The 16,384-nt window shown below is 33.6% G+C and carries 17 protein-coding genes and 2 tRNA genes; 11 read left to right on the top strand and 8 right to left on the bottom strand.

Annotated features, from left to right (window positions below; translation table 11 throughout):
* Positions 1–2 precede the first annotated feature (2 nt).
* On the bottom strand, positions 3–1,148 hold the full coding sequence (locus ABZP37_RS00610) for a DUF4105 domain-containing protein (protein ID WP_366184760.1): 1,146 nt from the start codon (positions 1,146–1,148) through the stop codon (positions 3–5).
* 41 nt (positions 1,149–1,189) lie between these two features.
* Positions 1,190–2,227, bottom strand: coding sequence for a PorV/PorQ family protein (locus tag ABZP37_RS00605; RefSeq protein ID WP_366187453.1), 1,038 nt, complete (start codon positions 2,225–2,227; stop codon positions 1,190–1,192).
* A 221-nt stretch (positions 2,228–2,448) separates the two neighbouring features.
* Between ABZP37_RS00605 and ABZP37_RS00600 the strand changes: the two genes are divergently transcribed.
* Both ABZP37_RS00600 and ABZP37_RS00595 read left to right on the top strand, forming a co-directional pair.
* Positions 2,449–3,162, top strand: coding sequence for a CDP-alcohol phosphatidyltransferase family protein (locus ABZP37_RS00600; protein ID WP_366187451.1), 714 nt, complete (start codon positions 2,449–2,451; stop codon positions 3,160–3,162).
* A 5-nt stretch (positions 3,163–3,167) separates the two neighbouring features.
* Positions 3,168–4,025 carry a glycoside hydrolase family 25 protein gene (locus ABZP37_RS00595; RefSeq protein WP_366184758.1) on the top strand — a complete coding sequence of 286 codons (858 nt, stop codon included), beginning with the start codon at positions 3,168–3,170 and terminating at the stop codon, positions 4,023–4,025.
* Between the two features lie 290 nt (positions 4,026–4,315).
* Here the strand turns inward: ABZP37_RS00595 and lptB are convergent, their stop codons facing one another.
* The 3 genes from lptB to ABZP37_RS00580 all read right to left on the bottom strand — a co-directional run bounded on the left by lptB (position 4,316) and on the right by ABZP37_RS00580 (position 6,916).
* On the bottom strand, positions 4,316–5,056 hold the full coding sequence (lptB, locus tag ABZP37_RS00590) for an LPS export ABC transporter ATP-binding protein (protein ID WP_366184756.1): 741 nt from the start codon (positions 5,054–5,056) through the stop codon (positions 4,316–4,318).
* Between the two features lie 91 nt (positions 5,057–5,147).
* The gene (gene tatC / locus ABZP37_RS00585) at positions 5,148–5,951 is read right to left on the bottom strand and encodes a twin-arginine translocase subunit TatC (RefSeq protein WP_366184754.1); all 804 of its coding nucleotides are present in this window, start codon (positions 5,949–5,951) and stop codon (positions 5,148–5,150) included.
* On the bottom strand, positions 5,951–6,916 hold the full coding sequence (locus ABZP37_RS00580) for a KpsF/GutQ family sugar-phosphate isomerase (RefSeq protein ID WP_366184752.1): 966 nt from the start codon (positions 6,914–6,916) through the stop codon (positions 5,951–5,953). The genes tatC and ABZP37_RS00580 overlap by 1 nt, the downstream gene beginning before the upstream one ends.
* Before the next feature lie 85 nt (positions 6,917–7,001).
* Between ABZP37_RS00580 and ABZP37_RS00575 the strand changes: the two genes are divergently transcribed.
* Entirely contained in the window at positions 7,002–9,197 is a 2,196-nt protein-coding gene (locus tag ABZP37_RS00575) for a RecQ family ATP-dependent DNA helicase (protein WP_366184751.1), read from the top strand.
* Between the two features lie 112 nt (positions 9,198–9,309).
* On the opposite strand, the gene ABZP37_RS00570 is transcribed toward ABZP37_RS00575, so the two are convergent.
* On the bottom strand, positions 9,310–9,549 hold the full coding sequence (locus ABZP37_RS00570; RefSeq protein ID WP_366184749.1) for a hypothetical protein: 240 nt from the start codon (positions 9,547–9,549) through the stop codon (positions 9,310–9,312).
* 175 nt (positions 9,550–9,724) lie between these two features.
* On the opposite strand from ABZP37_RS00570, the gene ABZP37_RS00565 reads away from it, so the two are divergent.
* From ABZP37_RS00565 to ABZP37_RS00530, 8 genes are all read left to right on the top strand, one after another.
* Positions 9,725–11,287: an FAD-dependent protein gene (locus ABZP37_RS00565; RefSeq protein WP_366184747.1), complete on the top strand. Its 1,563-nt coding sequence runs from the start codon at positions 9,725–9,727 to the stop codon at positions 11,285–11,287.
* Positions 11,288–11,366: 79 nt separating this feature from the next.
* Positions 11,367–11,894 carry an isopentenyl-diphosphate Delta-isomerase gene (gene idi / locus ABZP37_RS00560; RefSeq protein WP_366184745.1) on the top strand — a complete coding sequence of 176 codons (528 nt, stop codon included), beginning with the start codon at positions 11,367–11,369 and terminating at the stop codon, positions 11,892–11,894.
* An 86-nt stretch (positions 11,895–11,980) separates the two neighbouring features.
* Positions 11,981–12,391 (top strand): 6-carboxytetrahydropterin synthase, encoded by a 411-nt coding sequence (locus ABZP37_RS00555; RefSeq protein WP_366184744.1) that lies wholly within the window; start codon positions 11,981–11,983, stop codon positions 12,389–12,391.
* Complete coding sequence (locus tag ABZP37_RS00550) at positions 12,391–12,849, top strand: peroxiredoxin (protein WP_366184742.1); 459 nt, start codon at positions 12,391–12,393, stop codon at positions 12,847–12,849. The genes ABZP37_RS00555 and ABZP37_RS00550 overlap by 1 nt, the downstream gene beginning before the upstream one ends.
* A 16-nt stretch (positions 12,850–12,865) precedes the next feature.
* Positions 12,866–13,828, top strand: a complete 963-nt coding sequence (locus ABZP37_RS00545; protein ID WP_366184740.1) for a type I phosphomannose isomerase catalytic subunit — start codon at positions 12,866–12,868, stop codon at positions 13,826–13,828.
* A gap of 56 nt (positions 13,829–13,884) precedes the next feature.
* Positions 13,885–14,151: a hypothetical protein gene (locus tag ABZP37_RS00540; protein WP_239867941.1), complete on the top strand. Its 267-nt coding sequence runs from the start codon at positions 13,885–13,887 to the stop codon at positions 14,149–14,151.
* 77 nt (positions 14,152–14,228) lie between these two features.
* Positions 14,229–14,302 (top strand) — tRNA-Thr (locus tag ABZP37_RS00535).
* A gap of 187 nt (positions 14,303–14,489) precedes the next feature.
* Positions 14,490–14,563 (top strand) — tRNA-Thr (locus ABZP37_RS00530).
* A 147-nt stretch (positions 14,564–14,710) separates the two neighbouring features.
* Here the strand turns inward: ABZP37_RS00530 and ABZP37_RS00525 are convergent.
* A complete protein-coding gene (locus tag ABZP37_RS00525) occupies positions 14,711–15,664 on the bottom strand; it encodes a transposase (protein WP_366187450.1) in 954 nt (317 codons plus the stop codon).
* Positions 15,665–15,683: 19 nt separating this feature from the next.
* Positions 15,684–16,040 (bottom strand): transposase, encoded by a 357-nt coding sequence (locus ABZP37_RS00520; protein ID WP_366182372.1) that lies wholly within the window; start codon positions 16,038–16,040, stop codon positions 15,684–15,686.
* Positions 16,041–16,384: the final 344 nt, after the last annotated feature.

The raw sequence follows: 16,384 nt of genomic DNA, 5'->3' as shown, positions 1-16,384 counted from the left end.
ATCTAAATAATTATCGGAACAGGTTTTCTATGATGCATAACTAGTTTAGTTAATAGATAACCATTTGTAAAAATCATTGGAAATACAATTAAGAAATGAATTTTGTTAATTAAAATGATTATGTAAATAATTAATAAAAACAAGTTTAATAAAGATAAATTATAAATCCATTTGCTTTTTGTTTTGGTGTAAAACCAAAAAGATATAATTAATAGAGGATTAAATAAAAGTACATTGTAGTTGTTTGCTAATTCTAAATGTCCTGAATAGAATCCTAGAAAAATAAAGAGAACTCCAATTAATCCCAATATTGAAAAGTAGATTTTATTGATGGTTTTGTTATTCAATAGAATGATAGATCCTAGAATTATAATAAAAGAATAATAGTTATTCCACCATGATGTAGGAGGTGCTTCATTGTATTCTAGAAGGGTTTTGGTTTCTTTCTGAACTAATTTTTGATTATTGAATTGCGCTAAATTTAGGTTTTCCATCAATTCTAATGGCAAAAATAAATGATTGCCTACTTCATCTACTTTAGTACCAAAAATGATACTAGTGCCTAATTTTTCGTAAAAATGGTGGTCAAAATAAGGATAAAGAATACTTCTGTAGGTAAGATTCGTATCTGTTTTTTTTATGATAGAAGTTTCTCCTAACGTTTTGTTGACGATATCCACTACCATTGAAGTACAGTTTTTATCGATAAATTTATAAGTATAGTAACTATCACCTGAAGCCAATGAAGTATTTAAATTGTCAAAAATTTTTTGTTTCAGGTTGTAAGGCAATTCTAGTTCTTGTTCGTAAACACTTCTTTTTTCATAAACATATTGTGAAATAAAATCAGTAAAATGATGCGTGATGGCAAAATACTGTAAATCTCCTTTTGCAAATTTGGCAACAAAGTTGGGGGTGTTAAAATCAAAAGCACCATAATTATACACGACATCAAGATTGTTCTCAATATCTGAAATCCGAATAGCAGTATGTCCAAATAAGGAATAAGATTCATTTCCTGTCCCGCAAGTTAAAATACTTACATTCGCATTTTGAGACAAAATAATGTTTTGACTAAAAGAATGAGATGAGATAAGACTGAAAATTAGGGTAAAAAAAAGGGTGATTTTGAAAATGTTGGTTTTCATTAGTGCTGTTTTTTTAATCAAAGACTTATTTATAGCTTGTTTTATCTTCGAAATTGTCCTAAATCTACTTTTAATGAGAAAATATTCGAGTACAAAGTTGTATTCTGATTGCCTAGATTAGTCAATGCATAATCAACTTGTATTCCTCGATATTTAAATCCTAATCCAATATTAGGTTGGAATTCTACTTTTTTACTGCTGTCTAATTGTTCTACATTTTGGAAATTCCCCACTCCTGCGCGAACAAATACTAAATCAGTATAGCCAAACTCAAACCCTATAGCAGGGTCAATACTAGCAAATTTTGTTGAGATGATATCATTAGTTTGAGTAAAACGCATATTTAAACTTGTCGCAGCCAAAAGACTGTAGTCATAGTGAAAAATAAACTTTTTAGAAAGTCCTAGTTGTAATTTTGGAGCTGTAATTTCAGTTGACTCAGGCAATTCTTGGTTTTGTCCCGCAACAGCATTGGATACTTTTTTATATTCTTTTTCATTTATATTCCAAACGTTGTAAGTCGTTGTAATATCCCTAGCCATAAATCCGAATTTCCAATTATTACGTTCAAATTGTAATCCAGCATCGAAACCAAACCCCCAAGCACTGGCAAATTTACCTATTACACGTCTAATGATTTTAGCATTTACTCCATATTGAAATCCTTTTATAGGCAATCGTCTTGCATAGGAAAAGGTGAATCCATAATCTGCAGTTGAGAAGAGACTAATCCTATTATAGTCAATGTTTCCTTGGCTATCAATTAATTCAGTAGTATTTAGAATGTCATCAACTCCAAAACGAATTAATGAAATTCCCCAAGCGCTGTTCTCGTCAATGGGACTAGCATAAGCAATATAATCGTACTGGGCTATGTTGGCAAAATAATTGGCATGCATCAAAGAGACTTGATGATCTTCTAAATTGACCAAACCAGCTGGATTCCAATAGCCAGAATTCACATCATTAGTTGATGAAACAACACTATTAGCCATTCCTAAAGCAGCAGCATCTACACCAATATTCATAAATTCGTTAGAGTATTTTCTAACGGTTTGACTATAATTTGAAGAGCAAATTAAAAACAAAATGAAACATTGAATTTTTTTCAACTGTATGGTTTTAAAATACAAAGGTTATTATTTTTTCCCAAAAATATAATTTTTTAATGAGCTTATTTCTGTTTGCAGGCAAATAAAAAAGAAAAGTAACAATAGTTGTTGAAAATCTATGGGGAAAAACATCAGTTTCGTTCTGTTATTATATTAAATTTGTGCGAACAGAAAAAAAGACAATTATGATTACTATCAAAAAACACATTCCGAATTTAATTACGTTATTGAATCTTTTTTCAGGTTGTATTGCTTTAGTATTTGCTACCCAATCTAATTTTGAATTTGCTTTTTACTTTGTTTGCTTAGGAATATTTTTTGATTTTTTTGATGGATTTTTTGCTCGTATGTTCAAAGTGTCTGGTCCTTTAGGATTGCAATTAGATTCTTTGGCTGATATGGTTACCAGTGGAGTTGTCCCAGGGTACGTTATGTTTTCAATGTTGTCTAATTCTCAAAATGAAATGACGGCCAACCCTCTTTTTGCTTATTTAGGTTTTATTGTAACCCTAGGCTCTTGTTATCGATTGGCTAAGTTTAATATTGATACACGTCAAACGGATTCGTTTATCGGATTACCTACTCCAGCTAATGCTTTGTTTATATTGAGTTTGCCTCTAGTCCTACAGTCCTCCAGTTCATTACTGACATTAGAAATTTTAACCAATCAATGGGTCCTTTTAAGCATAGTCTTAGGAAGTGCTTATATTCTTAATGCCGAAATACCATTGTTTTCGCTAAAATTAAAAAAGTTCAACTTAAAGGACAATCTAGTTCAAATCATTTTTCTGCTTTTTTCTTTTCTATTAGTGCTCTTTTTTCATTTTGCAGGGATACCATTATTGATACTTTTTTATGTATTGCTTTCTGTGGTGAATAATCAATGGGTTAAGAAGAAGTAGAAAGAATGAGAAAAAAAATGGTTCGCCGAAAGCCTGTTACGAGGAAGAAGAAAAAGTTATCTATTTTTTATAAAAACTTATTGCGACTTTCTGTCGTGATTTTTTCATGCGCTCTAATAATGGGGATTGTGTATCATTATCGGAATGGATTAGCCTATTATTTTAGTTTCAAAACAGATAAAGTATTAGAGGAAAATGCTGAAAATAAAAGACTTTCGGATATTCGAAATCATCAAGTTTTAGGAAAGCTAGAAGGTAAATCTATAGGAATTGACGTTTCTGAATATCAAGGGGACATACATTGGAATGAGTTAAAAACGATTGATAACGACTTTCCTATTCATTTTGTTTTTATTCGGGCTACGGTTGGTTGTGATCGGTTGGATAAAAGATTTAAAGACAATTGGACTGCAGCCAAAGAAAACAAGCTAATTCGTGGCGCCTACCATTATTACCGACCCAATGAAAATTCCTTAGAGCAAGCAGATTTGTTTATTAAAACAGTTCATTTGAAGAAAGGAGATTTACCTCCCGTGGTAGATATCGAAAGATTGTCTGAAAATCAATCTATGCAACGATTAAAACTAGGGTTAAGGCGCTGGTTAGAAAGAGTAGAGTCACATTATAAAGTAAGACCAATTATCTATACAGGTGAAAAATATTATGATGATTTCTTGAAAAAAGAATTCAGCGATTACCTGTTTTGGATTGCCAATTACAACTTTTACCGAGAAAAAATTGAAGACGATTGGCTCTTCTGGCAATTCACTGAAAAAGCTTCTGCTTCAGGAATAAAAGGTAGTGTGGATGTCAATATTTATAATGGCGATTTACAGCAGCTGCAGTTTATCACTGTGGACTAAAACAGAAAATAAAATATAGATAATCATTTGGGCGTGCCTCAACCTCCACTATCGTTCCTGTTGAGTCGGGCTATTCGTTGCAATCTTTTCTATACTACCGCTATCGCTCTAGTATAGAAAAGGATTTTCACTGCTATCCCTCACGCAAAAAGAGAAAAGAGAAAAGAGAAAAGAGAAAAGAGAAAAGAGAAAAGAGAAAAGAGAAAAATCAAGAGAACAAATGATAAAAAAAATCAGTTTTCATCTGTGTCTTTGCAATAGCGAATCCGTTTCATCTGTGTGCTGTTCTTTTAAAAATCGATTTTCTTTTTACGCAATTCAAAGTTTTGTCCAAGATAGACTCTACGCACCATTTCGTCCTCTACTAATTCTTCAGGAACTCCCGCTTTTAAAATCCCACCTTCAAACATTAAGTATGTTTTGTCGGTAATCGCTAGCGTTTCTTGAACGTTATGATCGGTAATAAGAATACCAATATTTTTGTTTTTCAATTGTGCTACAATTCGCTGAATATCTTCTACGGCCACTGGGTCAACTCCTGCAAATGGCTCATCTAGCAAGATGAATTTAGGGTCAGTAGCTAAACAACGAGCAATCTCTGTACGACGGCGCTCGCCACCTGATAGTAGATCCCCACGATTCGTGCGGATGTGTTCCAAACTAAACTCTTCAATCAAACTTTCCATTTTGGCAATCTGCGCCTCTTTAGACAGTTTTGTTAATTGTAAAACACTCAAAATGTTATCCTCTATACTCAATTTTCTGAAAACAGATGCTTCTTGAGCTAAATAACCAATACCATGTTGTGCACGTTTGTACATCGGATAGTCCGTAATATTCAAATCGTCAAGATAAATGTTTCCTGAATTGGGTTTAACCAATCCTACAATCATATAAAAAGAAGTGGTTTTTCCGGCTCCATTAGGGCCAAGAAGCCCCACGATTTCACCTTGATTCACTTCTACCGAAATGCCTTTTACAACACTACGTCCTTTATATGTTTTTATTAAATTATCAGCTCTTAAAATCATTTTTTTTCTTGTTGGGTAGCTATGCGGTCTTTGTTTATTTATACAAATAAACGAATAAACTACAGATTATAATCCTAATTTTTTGTTACGATTATTTTTTATTTTTATGAACAAATACCGATAGAAAGATACTCGCTTCGTAAATTAATAACATCGGAATAGCTACAATGGTTTGACTTACTACATCTGGAGGAGTAACAATTGCAGCAATAATTAGTACTAATACAATAGCATACTTACGATAGGTTCTTAAAAAGCTCGGAGTTACTAATCCAAGTTTGGTTAAGAAATAAATGATTATTGGTAACTCAAAAAATAATCCACTAGCAAGCACCGAGGTTTTCACCATTCCAATATAAGAGTTCAACGTAAATTGATTCAGTACAACGCTACTAACTGTAAAAGTAGCCACAAAATTAACTGACATAGGAATGACTATAAAATAACCAAATAGGACTCCCATAAAGAAAAGTAAGGAAGAGAAAAAGATGAATATTTTAGCATTCTTCTTTTCGTTTTGATAAAGCGCGGGGCTAATGAATTTCCATATTTCCCATAAAATGAATGGAAAAGCAAGGATGAATCCTGCTAAAAGACAGATCCAAATAAAAACATTTACTTGTCCTTCCATTTCTGTATTTTGGATAATGAAAGGCATTTCAGTAATACAGATACTTTCAGCAAAGCCTAATTGATGTGATAGGTCACACATATAGACGTAAGTGAAGAAAGTAGGTCTAGTAGGACCGAATATAATAGTGTCAAATAGGTAGTCGCTTATGAAATAAGTGAAAAAAGCCATTACAATAATGGCAATGGTACTTCTTACTAATAACCATCTTAAATCTTCAAGATGATCTAAGAAAGACATCTCGTTTAGGTTTTTCTTTGCCATTATATTATTCCTTCTTTTAAAATATCGTGTAAATGTAGCACTCCTTGGTATTCGTCATTATCAACAACGATCAATTGAGTGATTTTAAAATCTTCAAGTATGTTTAAAGCATCTACAACCATATCTGTAGAATGGATCACTTTAGGGTTTTTAGTCATTATGTCTTTCGCAGTCAAATCAGCAAATGAGTCTCTATCATTAAGCATTCTTCGGATATCACCATCAGTGATGATTCCAATAACCTTATTGTTCTCAACTACTGCAGTAACTCCAAGTCTTTTCTCTGAAATTTCAAAAATAACTTGCTTAATAGAATCATCATGAGCAACTATTGGTTTCAAAGTATGTTCAAGCATGTCACTTACTTTAAGAAGTAGTTTTTTACCTAGGGCACCTCCAGGGTGATAGACAGCAAAATCTTCAGGTTTGAAATCACGAATTTCCATTAAACAAACCGCCAATGCATCACCCATCACTAACTGAGCGGTAGTACTGTTTGTTGGCGCAAGGTTTATAGGGCAAGCTTCTTTGTCAACAGTAGTGTTCAAAACATAATCGGCTCCTTTGGCTAAAAATGAGGAAGTATTTCCTGTGATTGCAATTAAAGTATTTCCAAAACGTTTTAATAAAGGAACTAAAATTTTAATTTCAGGGCTGTTTCCACTTTTGGAAATACAGATGATTACATCATCATTTTGGATCATTCCTAAATCACCATGAATAGCTTCGGAGGCATGTAGGAATAGAGAAGGGGTTCCTGTGGAGTTAAAAGTAGCTACCATTTTTTGAGCAATAATCGCGCTTTTTCCAATTCCAGTAACGACTAATCTTCCTTTTGAGTTGTAAATAGCTTCTGTAGCTTTGTAAAAGTTATCGTCAAGAAAATCAGTAAGTTTTGCAATGGCATCACTTTCAGATAGAATGGTTTTTTTGGCAATTGCCAATATTTTTTCTTTAGTTATCAAAACAGAATAGTTAAAATTTGTGAGTGTGAAAGAAATGATTATCTTTATATGGTGCAAATTTATATAAAATACCAGATAATAAAGAATGAATTCAAACGAAATTGATATCCATAAAGAATTAAAAAAATATTTTGGTTTTAGCCAGTTCAAAGGCTTACAAGAACCAGTAATCAAAGGTTTACTCAATAAACAGAATACATTTGTAATTATGCCCACTGGTGGCGGTAAATCACTTTGTTACCAGCTCCCTGCTTTGATACAGGAAGGTACGGCTATTGTGGTCTCACCACTAATAGCCTTAATGAAAAATCAAGTTGATGCCATTCGTAGTTTGTCATCAGAGAGTGGGGTAGCGCATGTTTTAAATTCTTCATTGACCAAAACTGAGATAACCCAAGTTAAAAAAGATATAACATCTGGTCTAACAAAATTGCTTTATGTAGCTCCAGAATCTTTAACTAAAGAGGAAAATGTAGCATTTCTAAAAGGAGTAACTATTTCTTTTGTAGCGATTGATGAAGCACACTGTATCTCAGAATGGGGACATGATTTTAGACCAGAATACCGAAATTTAAAAAATATTATCAAACAAATAGGAGATGTGCCTGTTATAGGTCTTACGGCTACTGCCACTCCAAAAGTACAAGAAGACATTCTGAAAAATTTAGATATGTCCAATGCAACTACCTATAAAGCTTCTTTTAATAGACCCAACCTGTTTTACGAAGTGCGTACTAAAACAAAGAATGTAGAATCGGATATTATTCGATTTATTCGTCAACATAAAGGGAAATCAGGAGTTATATATTGTTTAAGTCGTAAAAAAGTAGAAGCCGTTGCCGAAGTTTTAAAGGTGAATGGTATTAGTGCTGTTCCTTATCATGCTGGATTAGATGCTAAAACAAGAGCCAGGCACCAAGATATGTTTTTGATGGAAGATGTTGATGTTGTGGTAGCCACAATTGCATTTGGAATGGGAATTGACAAACCGGATGTTCGTTTTGTTATTCACCATGATATTCCTAAATCTCTAGAAAGTTATTACCAAGAAACAGGTCGTGCTGGTCGTGATGGAGGTGAAGGACATTGCTTAGCGTACTATTCTTATAAAGATGTAGAGAAGTTAGAAAAATTTATGTCCGGAAAACCGGTGGCTGAACAAGAAATTGGTTTTGCTTTACTTCAAGAAGTAGTAGCGTATGCTGAAACTTCTATGTCAAGAAGGAAATTTCTATTGCATTATTTCGGGGAAGAGTTTGATGACGTAACAGGTGATGGTGCGGATATGGATGACAATGTTCGAAATCCAAAAGCAAAGGAAGAAGCCAAAGATCAAGTAGTTAAATTACTTGAAGTAGTTAGGGATACAAAACATATTTATAAATCCAAAGAAATAGTATTTACATTAATAGGAAGAGTTAATGCAATGATCAAAGCTCATCGTACAGATGTACAACCTTTCTTTGGTTGTGGTACAAAGTTTGACGAAAAATATTGGATGGCATTATTACGTCAAGTATTAGTCGCAGGCTATTTGGCTAAAGATATAGAGACCTATGGTATTGTAAAAATAAATGACAAAGGATTAGATTTTATTAAAAATCCGTCTTCGTTTATGATGTCTTATGATCATGAATATAATGAAACGGAAGATGAAGCAATTGTTTCAGCCTCAAAAGTCACTGCTGCCATTGATGAAAACTTGATGAGCATGCTTCGCGAATTACGAAAAAAAGAAGCTAAAAAAATTGGAGTCCCTCCTTTTGTCGTTTTTCAAGATCCATCTTTGGAAGATATGGCTTTGAAATATCCCATTTCAATCGAAGAATTGGTAAATATTCACGGTGTTGGAGAAGGAAAGGCCAAAAAATATGGTAAGGAATTTATCAATTTAATCAATAGATATGTAGAGGATAATGATATTATTCGTCCAGATGATTTAGTGGTAAAGTCAACAGGAACCAATTCAGTAAACAAATTATATATTATTCAGAATATTGATAGAAAATTGTCACTTGACGATATCGCCAAAGCAAAAGGTTTAACCATGGATGCTTTGATTAAAGAAATGGAGCAAATTGTTTATTCAGGGACTAAATTGAATATTAAATACTGGATTGACGACCTATTGGATGAAGATCAACAAGAAGAAATCCATGACTATTTCATGGAGTCAGAATCCGATAACATTGAAGGCGCCTTAAAGGAATTTGATGGAGACTATGATTTAGACGAATTACGTTTTATGCGTATCAAGTTTATAAGCGAAGTGGCTAATTAGGATTTAGTTTTCAGTCGCAGTTTTCAGTATGGCTTAAACTGCTTTTTTGTTTGTTAAGATAATAGTATAGTTCCTGTTTATGGAACTGAATACTAAAAACTGCGACTTTATGCTACTGCTCATACAGTTCAGCCCGATGTGGCTTCAATGCATCACGAACTTGCAACATATTTTCGTCGATTACAACCATAAAAGCAATGGCGTGCATTTCATTTTTGACTTCAAATCCAGTAATTTTCAAAGAGAGCTTTTCGATTTCAATATATTCTTTTAGATGGATTTCATGGTGTTCGGCTGTTTTTGCTCCAGCGGGACCTCGAAAATCCCAGATCATTTTTATTTTTCTTGACATAGATTTTATTTCAAATTTTAAAAAAGTAAAGGTACTAATACTCTTTTTATTAAAAAGAATGAAATTCGAATAAGTGTTATAGAATAAAAATTCAGTTCAATATATTACTTTTGTTCTTTGATGCGGTTTTCGAAAATCGGATAATTGGTATCAAAAAAATAATCTACCTATTAAAATGCCTCAAGAACTTCTCATACAAGTCACGCCCGAGATAGCCAGTAATGAATCTTTACTAAAAGATTTTATTGGTAAAAAAATAAAAGTAGCTGTAAATGAAATACAGCATGTTGTTATTTTAAAAAGATCTATTGATGCTCGTCAAAAAGTAATCAAAATTAATCTCAAAGTAGCTGTTTACCTTAAGGGAGAAACTTTTCAAGAAAATAAAATTGAATTGCCTGATTATCCTTCCGTGGTCAATTCCCAAGAAGTAATTGTTGTAGGAGCAGGACCTGCTGGTCTTTTTGCAGCTTTGCAATTGGTTGAACTAGGATTGAGGCCTATCGTGATAGAAAGAGGGAAAGATGTGAAAGGCAGAAGAAGAGATTTAAAAGCTATCAATAGAGATCATATAGTTGACGAAGATTCCAATTATTGTTTTGGTGAAGGTGGTGCAGGAACCTATTCGGACGGTAAATTATACACTCGTTCCAAAAAGCGGGGTGATGTTACTCGGATTCTTGAATTACTGGTGGCTTTTGGAGCAACTCCAGATATATTGGTAGAAGCACATCCGCATATTGGAACTAATAAGTTACCACAAATCATTCAAGACATTCGAGAAAAAATAATCGAATGTGGTGGAAAAGTGCTTTTCGGAACAAGAGTAATAGATGTTTTGACTAAAAATGATGAAATAGAAGGAGTCGTTACCCAAACTGGCGAAACGATTTTGGCTAATAAAATGATTTTAGCAACGGGTCATTCTGCACGTGATATTTTTGAATTATTAGATAGAAAAAAGATCTTCATTGAAGCTAAGCCTTTTGCCTTGGGTGTTCGTGCAGAGCATCCTCAATCTTTAATTGATCAAATTCAGTACAGTTGTGATTTTAGGGGCGAACTTTTACCGCCTGCTCCTTATAGTATTGTAAAACAAGTAGGAGGTAGGGGAATGTACTCGTTTTGTATGTGTCCTGGCGGAGTGATTGCGCCTTGTGCTACGAGTCCTGGAGAAGTCGTAACCAATGGTTGGTCTCCGTCCAAGCGGGATCAAGCTACAGCAAATTCTGGAATAGTCATCGAATTAAAGATGGAAGATTTTAAACCTTTTGCGAAATTTGGTGCATTGGCTGGAATGGAGTTTCAAAAAAGTATCGAACAAAAAGCATGGCATTTGGCAGGGGAAACTCAAAAGGTCCCTGCGCAACGCATGGTTGATTTTGTGCAAAATAAAGTTTCAAGTGAAATACCAAAGACTTCTTATGTTCCAGGAACCACTTCGGTTGAAATGGGACAAGTATTTCCAGGGTTTTTAAGTCAGATTTTAAGAGAAGGGTTCTCCGAATTTGGGAAATCCATGAAAGGCTATTTGACTAATGAAGCTATTCTTCATGCCCCAGAATCAAGAACTTCTTCTCCAGTAAGGATTCCTAGAGACGAAATCACATTGGAACACCTACATATAAAAGGATTGTATCCATGTGGAGAAGGTGCTGGTTATGCAGGAGGAATTATCTCTGCAGCAATTGATGGCGAAAAATGCGCTTTGATGATTGCTCAAAGTCTTAAAAAATAAGGTTCAAGGTTGATAATCCATTTAGTAATTCTGACGCTGTTACTTATCTTTTTGTATTTTTGTAATGCTAGAAATAATTATGATAGAAGAAAATGTAATATTAGTTAACGAAAAAGACGAGCAAATTGGTTTAATGCCTAAATTGGAAGCTCATGAAAAAGCGGTTTTACATCGTGCTTTTTCGGTTTTTGTTTTAAATAATAAAAACGAAATGATGCTTCAGCAAAGAGCATCGCATAAATACCATTCCCCGCTACTTTGGACAAATACTTGTTGTAGTCATCAGCGAGAAGGTGAAACAAATCTTCAAGCCGGAGGTCGAAGGTTATTTGAGGAAATGGGATTTCAAACGGAGTTAAAAGAATTATTCCATTTTATATACAAAGCCCCATTTGATAACGGATTGACGGAACATGAATTAGATCATGTGATGATTGGGTATTACAATGAAGTTCCAGTTGTTAATAAGGAAGAAGTACAAGATTGGAAATGGATGACGATTGAAGCTGTACAAACAGATATAGGATTGCATCCGGAGAGTTATACAGCATGGTTTAAGATTATTTTCGAACAATTTTATCATTTTATAGAAGAAAATAAAGTTTAAAAAAAAGCAAAGATTGTATTCTGATAAAATGGATATAAATGTATGTTATGTGAACGTAAAATAAATAAAGATAAAAATAGCAATATATGAAAGTAACGATCAGTAGAAAGGCACATTTCAATGCAGCGCACCGATTGTATCGCAAAGATTGGTCTTTCGAAAAGAATGATGCTATTTTTGGAAAATGTAATAACCCTAATTATCATGGACATAATTATGAGTTAATTGTGAGTGTGACAGGGGCAATTGATCCAGAAACAGGATTTGTTGTAGATGTTAAGATTTTGGCTGATATAATTAAAGAGGAAGTTGAAAACCCTTTTGATCACAAAAATTTAAACCTTGATGTTCCCGATTTTGAAAATTTAAATCCTACTGCAGAAAACATTGTAGTGGTGATTTGGAATAAAATTAGAAAAAGGATTCAACCTGATTTAGATTTAGAAATCGTTTTGTATGAAACTCCAAGGAATTTTGTAACCTATAAAGGAGAATAATGATTTTAAAAGTAGGTGATAAAGTGCCGGTGTTTAGTGCGAAGGATGTACGAGGGAACGTTTTTGAAAGTCAATCCATAATTGGTGAAAAACCAGTGGTAATTTATTTTTATCCAAAAGATGATACCGCTATATGTACTGCTCAAGCCTGCGGTTTTAGAGATAGCTATCAAGATTTTCAGGATTTAGGAGCAGAAGTTATCGGGATTAGTAGCGATGGACAGCAATCACATCAAGAATTTTCAACCAAACATAACCTTCCTTTTATATTGTTGTCTGACGAAGATCAAAAAATAAAAAATCAATTCGGTATTTCTTCACGGTTTTTCGGGATACTTTCGGCTAGAGTTACCTTTGTTGTAGATAAAGATGGAGTTGTACAAATGGTTTTTAATTCTATTTTTGGAAAAAATCACATAATTAAAGCATTAGAAAAAGTAAAAGAGCTAACCAAATAGGTTAAATAAGAATAGTATGAAGTTATATCCATTACAATTTGAACCCATCTTAAAAGAGAGGATCTGGGGAGGAGAGAAGTTGAAAACTGTCTTGAATAAATCAATTACTTCAGGTGTTACAGGGGAAAGTTGGGAATTGTCAGCTGTCAAAGGTGATGTAAGCGTTGTTTCGACTGGCGAATTAAAAGGGAAATCGCTTACAGAACTGATAGATGCAAGCCCAAACGAAATTTTAGGAACAGAAGTTTATAAAAGATTTGGTACAGATTTTCCTTTGTTGTTTAAATATCTAGATGCCAAACAAGATCTTTCGATACAAGTGCATCCAAATGATGCCTTAGCACAGGAAAGACATAACTCATTTGGGAAAACAGAGATGTGGTACATCATGCAAGTAGATAGTGATGCTCGTATAATTGTTGGGTTCAAAGAAGATTCAACTGCCAAGGAATATGTTCAGAATCTAGAAAACAAAACACTTTTGTCAATTCTAGATACTGTTGAGGTTAAAAAAGGTGATGTGTTTTTTCTAGAAACAGGTACGGTTCACGCCATTGGAGCAGGATTGGTAGTAGCTGAAATCCAACAAACCTCTGATATTACCTATCGTCTTTATGATTTTGACAGAGTAGATGCAGAAGGTAATACAAGACAATTGCATATCGATTTAGCGTTAGATGCGATAAACTATAACAAGGTCGATACTTATAAAGATTATACTGACAGAGTTAATGAGTCTAATAATATTGTAGACTGCAAGTATTTCACAACAAATTCAGTTCCGCTAGATGGTGAAATTACCATAAATAAAACAGGGGAAAGCTTTACAGTATATATGTGTATTGATGGAGAGTTTGAAATTATTGCTAACAATCAAAAGTATACCTTTAAAAAAGGAGATACTGTGCTTGTGCCTGCGGGTTTAAAAAGCTATGAACTAAGCGGAAAAGCTTCTCTTTTAGAAATTTACATTTCATAGTAAGGAATAGAAAGATTATGTGTATTTTTGCACACGCAAATTAAAATTAAAAAAAAATGGCAAACGTTAAGAATTTAAAAAAAGACATCAACTACGTTTTAGGTGATATTATTGAAGCAGTTTATTTATTCGAAATCTCTACTTCAGGAAAACCAACTGATGAAACGAACAATTTGATCGATGAAGCTATCGCTGCATTTGATGTTTTGATCGCAAAAGTGAACGCAAAGAACGTTGAAAATAAAAAAGCACATTTCAAACAAATCAATGTTGAATTGGAACAAACTGCAAATCAATTAATTGCAAAAATCAACGATTTGTAGTCAATAAAATTGCGGAATAGTGCAGATTTATTTTGGTAAATTCAAAATCATGTATATCTTTGCACCCGTAATGAGACGCCAGCGTAGCTCAGTTGGCTAGAGCAGCTGATTTGTAATCAGCAGGTCGTGGGTTCGAGTCCCTCCGCCGGCTCATCGCAAAACCATCTAACTTTTGTTAGGTGGTTTTTTTGTTTTAAGGCAGTTTCTATTGTAAGCATAAGGGCGCTTTTGTAAGTGCTATTTATATAGGATCCGTTATTTTAAAATTTATATAAAAATTTTTATCCGTTTTGTTGCATCTTTCAAAATGATGCTTATATTTGCACCCGAAATGAGACGCCAGCGTAGCTCAGTTGGCTAGAGCAGCTGATTTGTAATCAGCAGGTCGTGGGTTCGAGTCCCTCCGCCGGCTCATCGTAAAACCATCTAACTTTTGTTAGGTGGTTTTTTTGTTTTCAGGCTGTTCGGTTTGCTGCACTCCAGGAATGGCTAGAGATCAATTATCTTCCTTTGTTGTTTAATTTGCGGATCATAACGAAAACCTGTGGAGTGGAACAAATTAAGCATATATATTAGTTAGTCTAAACAGGAAGTATTCTATATTTCTAACTCCTCTGAATTTTGATCTGAATGCTTTTATTTTGGCATTGAATGATTCTGCAGAGGCATTAGTACTTCTATTGTCAAAATAATTTAATATGGTCTGATAATGATTTGTAATTGTACGAGAGATTGTGCCGAAAGATTTGAATCCGGATTGATCTACTTTTTCATGCCATTTGGCTAGTTTTGCAAACCCAATGATTTTGTCAGTTGTTTTTTCAAAGATAGTACGCAAATCTTGTGCTAAATCGTATGCTTTTAAAATGTCTGGATATAATTCAAACAATAAAGTGGCACGTTGCGTTTGGTTATGCGTCCATCTTGATTTGTTTTTGTATAAGAAATAACGACTTCTAGCGAGTAATTGCTTAAGTGTATCTCCATTTGAAAGTATTTGAGATTCGAAATTAGATTTGCTTTTTTTTGCTTTTTCAATAGCATTATTTTCTTGATCGATAGCTTCCCAACGATATTTAATCCTGATTTCCTGTAAAGCCTCTGTAGCTAGTTTTTGAACATGAAATCGATCTGTGACACGAGTTGCATTAGGAAAGCATTTTTTGGCAATCAAATTCATATTTCCCGCCATGTCTAAAGTTATTTCCTGAACTAGATTTCGTTGTTTAAGAGCGATTTTTTCTATAACTGCAATAACTGTATCGGCTTTAGTTCCTGCAATCATAGCTACAATAGTTCCCTTTCTCCCTTTTCCAGATTTGTTAGTTAAAATAGTATAGAGTTCGCCATTTGAAAGGGAGGTTTCATCTATTGACAGGTTCTTTCCAATGTTTTGCGGAAAAACAAGCCATTTTTTAGCATGTTTTATTTGATCCCAAGCTTTAAAATCACTTAAAAAGTCTTTGTATTGACATTGGAGGTTTCTACCAGAAACTCCATAGAAAGAAGCAATAGTATTACAATCATTTGGACTAGAATCTATTGATCTCTTTTAAAAAAGACGCAAACTCCTGTGTTACACGAGTTCCGTCTGCTACTAAATTCCAATCTCTAAAAACAACTTTACCAGTGTCTTCATTAAGCCATCTTCTACGAGTGATATGAAGATATACTTTATGACCGCGGATAGGGAAATCCTGGACTGTTATTTCATCGAAGAATCCTTTTGAACTTAATTTGTTTTGACGATATTCTTTTGGTAGTGAATTAATCTCTTTTAGATAAAGATGGAGTGCTTCATTTTCCTTTTTATAAGAAGTAAGTTCAAAATAGTTTATTATTATCTCAGGTAGTAATAATTTTAGGATCTCATTAAAAGAATCTTGCATTGGGAAAAGATTTTAAAATACAAATATCCTTATTTAAATATTTCCCCACAACTTTTTGTCTTGATCCTAATTTGCTTCGATTTAAAAGTTTTTAAAACTGTATTCGTTTATTTTTCTTGTCTAAAAATTTAATTGATCATCTATGTTTCAGATGAATGTTTCTTTTCTGGAGCAGCAAGATTGGTTTTCATCAGTAAGCATGGTCCCGCTATGCGCTATATCTGTTGTTTATGCTATCGCAACACAACAGGATGCCGCTTCTATCGGGGCTACGAGGTGGTTTTTTAGATTTTTTTGGAGTCATAGTATATAATGTATGCTATAAAGTACAGGTTTCAAACGAA

The sequence above is a fragment of the Flavobacterium ovatum genome (assembly GCF_040703125.1).
GTDB classification, from domain to species: Bacteria; Bacteroidota; Bacteroidia; order Flavobacteriales; family Flavobacteriaceae; genus Flavobacterium; species Flavobacterium ovatum.
This window is presented reverse-complemented; position numbering and strand designations above follow the sequence as displayed.

Coding starts and splice junctions, on each gene's coding strand:
- ABZP37_RS00610 (WP_366184760.1), bottom strand. CDS start 1,148: ATGAAAACCAACATTTTCAAAATCACCCTTTTTTTTACCCTAATTTTC.
- ABZP37_RS00595 (WP_366184758.1), top strand. CDS start 3,168: ATGAGAAAAAAAATGGTTCGCCGAAAGCCTGTTACGAGGAAGAAGAAA.
- lptB (WP_366184756.1), bottom strand. CDS start 5,056: ATGATTTTAAGAGCTGATAATTTAATAAAAACATATAAAGGACGTAGT.
- tatC (WP_366184754.1), bottom strand. CDS start 5,951: ATGGCAAAGAAAAACCTAAACGAGATGTCTTTCTTAGATCATCTTGAA.
- ABZP37_RS00575 (WP_366184751.1), top strand. CDS start 7,002: ATGAATTCAAACGAAATTGATATCCATAAAGAATTAAAAAAATATTTT.
- ABZP37_RS00570 (WP_366184749.1), bottom strand. CDS start 9,549: ATGTCAAGAAAAATAAAAATGATCTGGGATTTTCGAGGTCCCGCTGGA.
- ABZP37_RS00565 (WP_366184747.1), top strand. CDS start 9,725: ATGCCTCAAGAACTTCTCATACAAGTCACGCCCGAGATAGCCAGTAAT.
- idi (WP_366184745.1), top strand. CDS start 11,367: ATGATAGAAGAAAATGTAATATTAGTTAACGAAAAAGACGAGCAAATT.
- ABZP37_RS00555 (WP_366184744.1), top strand. CDS start 11,981: ATGAAAGTAACGATCAGTAGAAAGGCACATTTCAATGCAGCGCACCGA.
- ABZP37_RS00550 (WP_366184742.1), top strand. CDS start 12,391: ATGATTTTAAAAGTAGGTGATAAAGTGCCGGTGTTTAGTGCGAAGGAT.
- ABZP37_RS00545 (WP_366184740.1), top strand. CDS start 12,866: ATGAAGTTATATCCATTACAATTTGAACCCATCTTAAAAGAGAGGATC.
- ABZP37_RS00540 (WP_239867941.1), top strand. CDS start 13,885: ATGGCAAACGTTAAGAATTTAAAAAAAGACATCAACTACGTTTTAGGT.
- ABZP37_RS00520 (WP_366182372.1), bottom strand. CDS start 16,040: ATGCAAGATTCTTTTAATGAGATCCTAAAATTATTACTACCTGAGATA.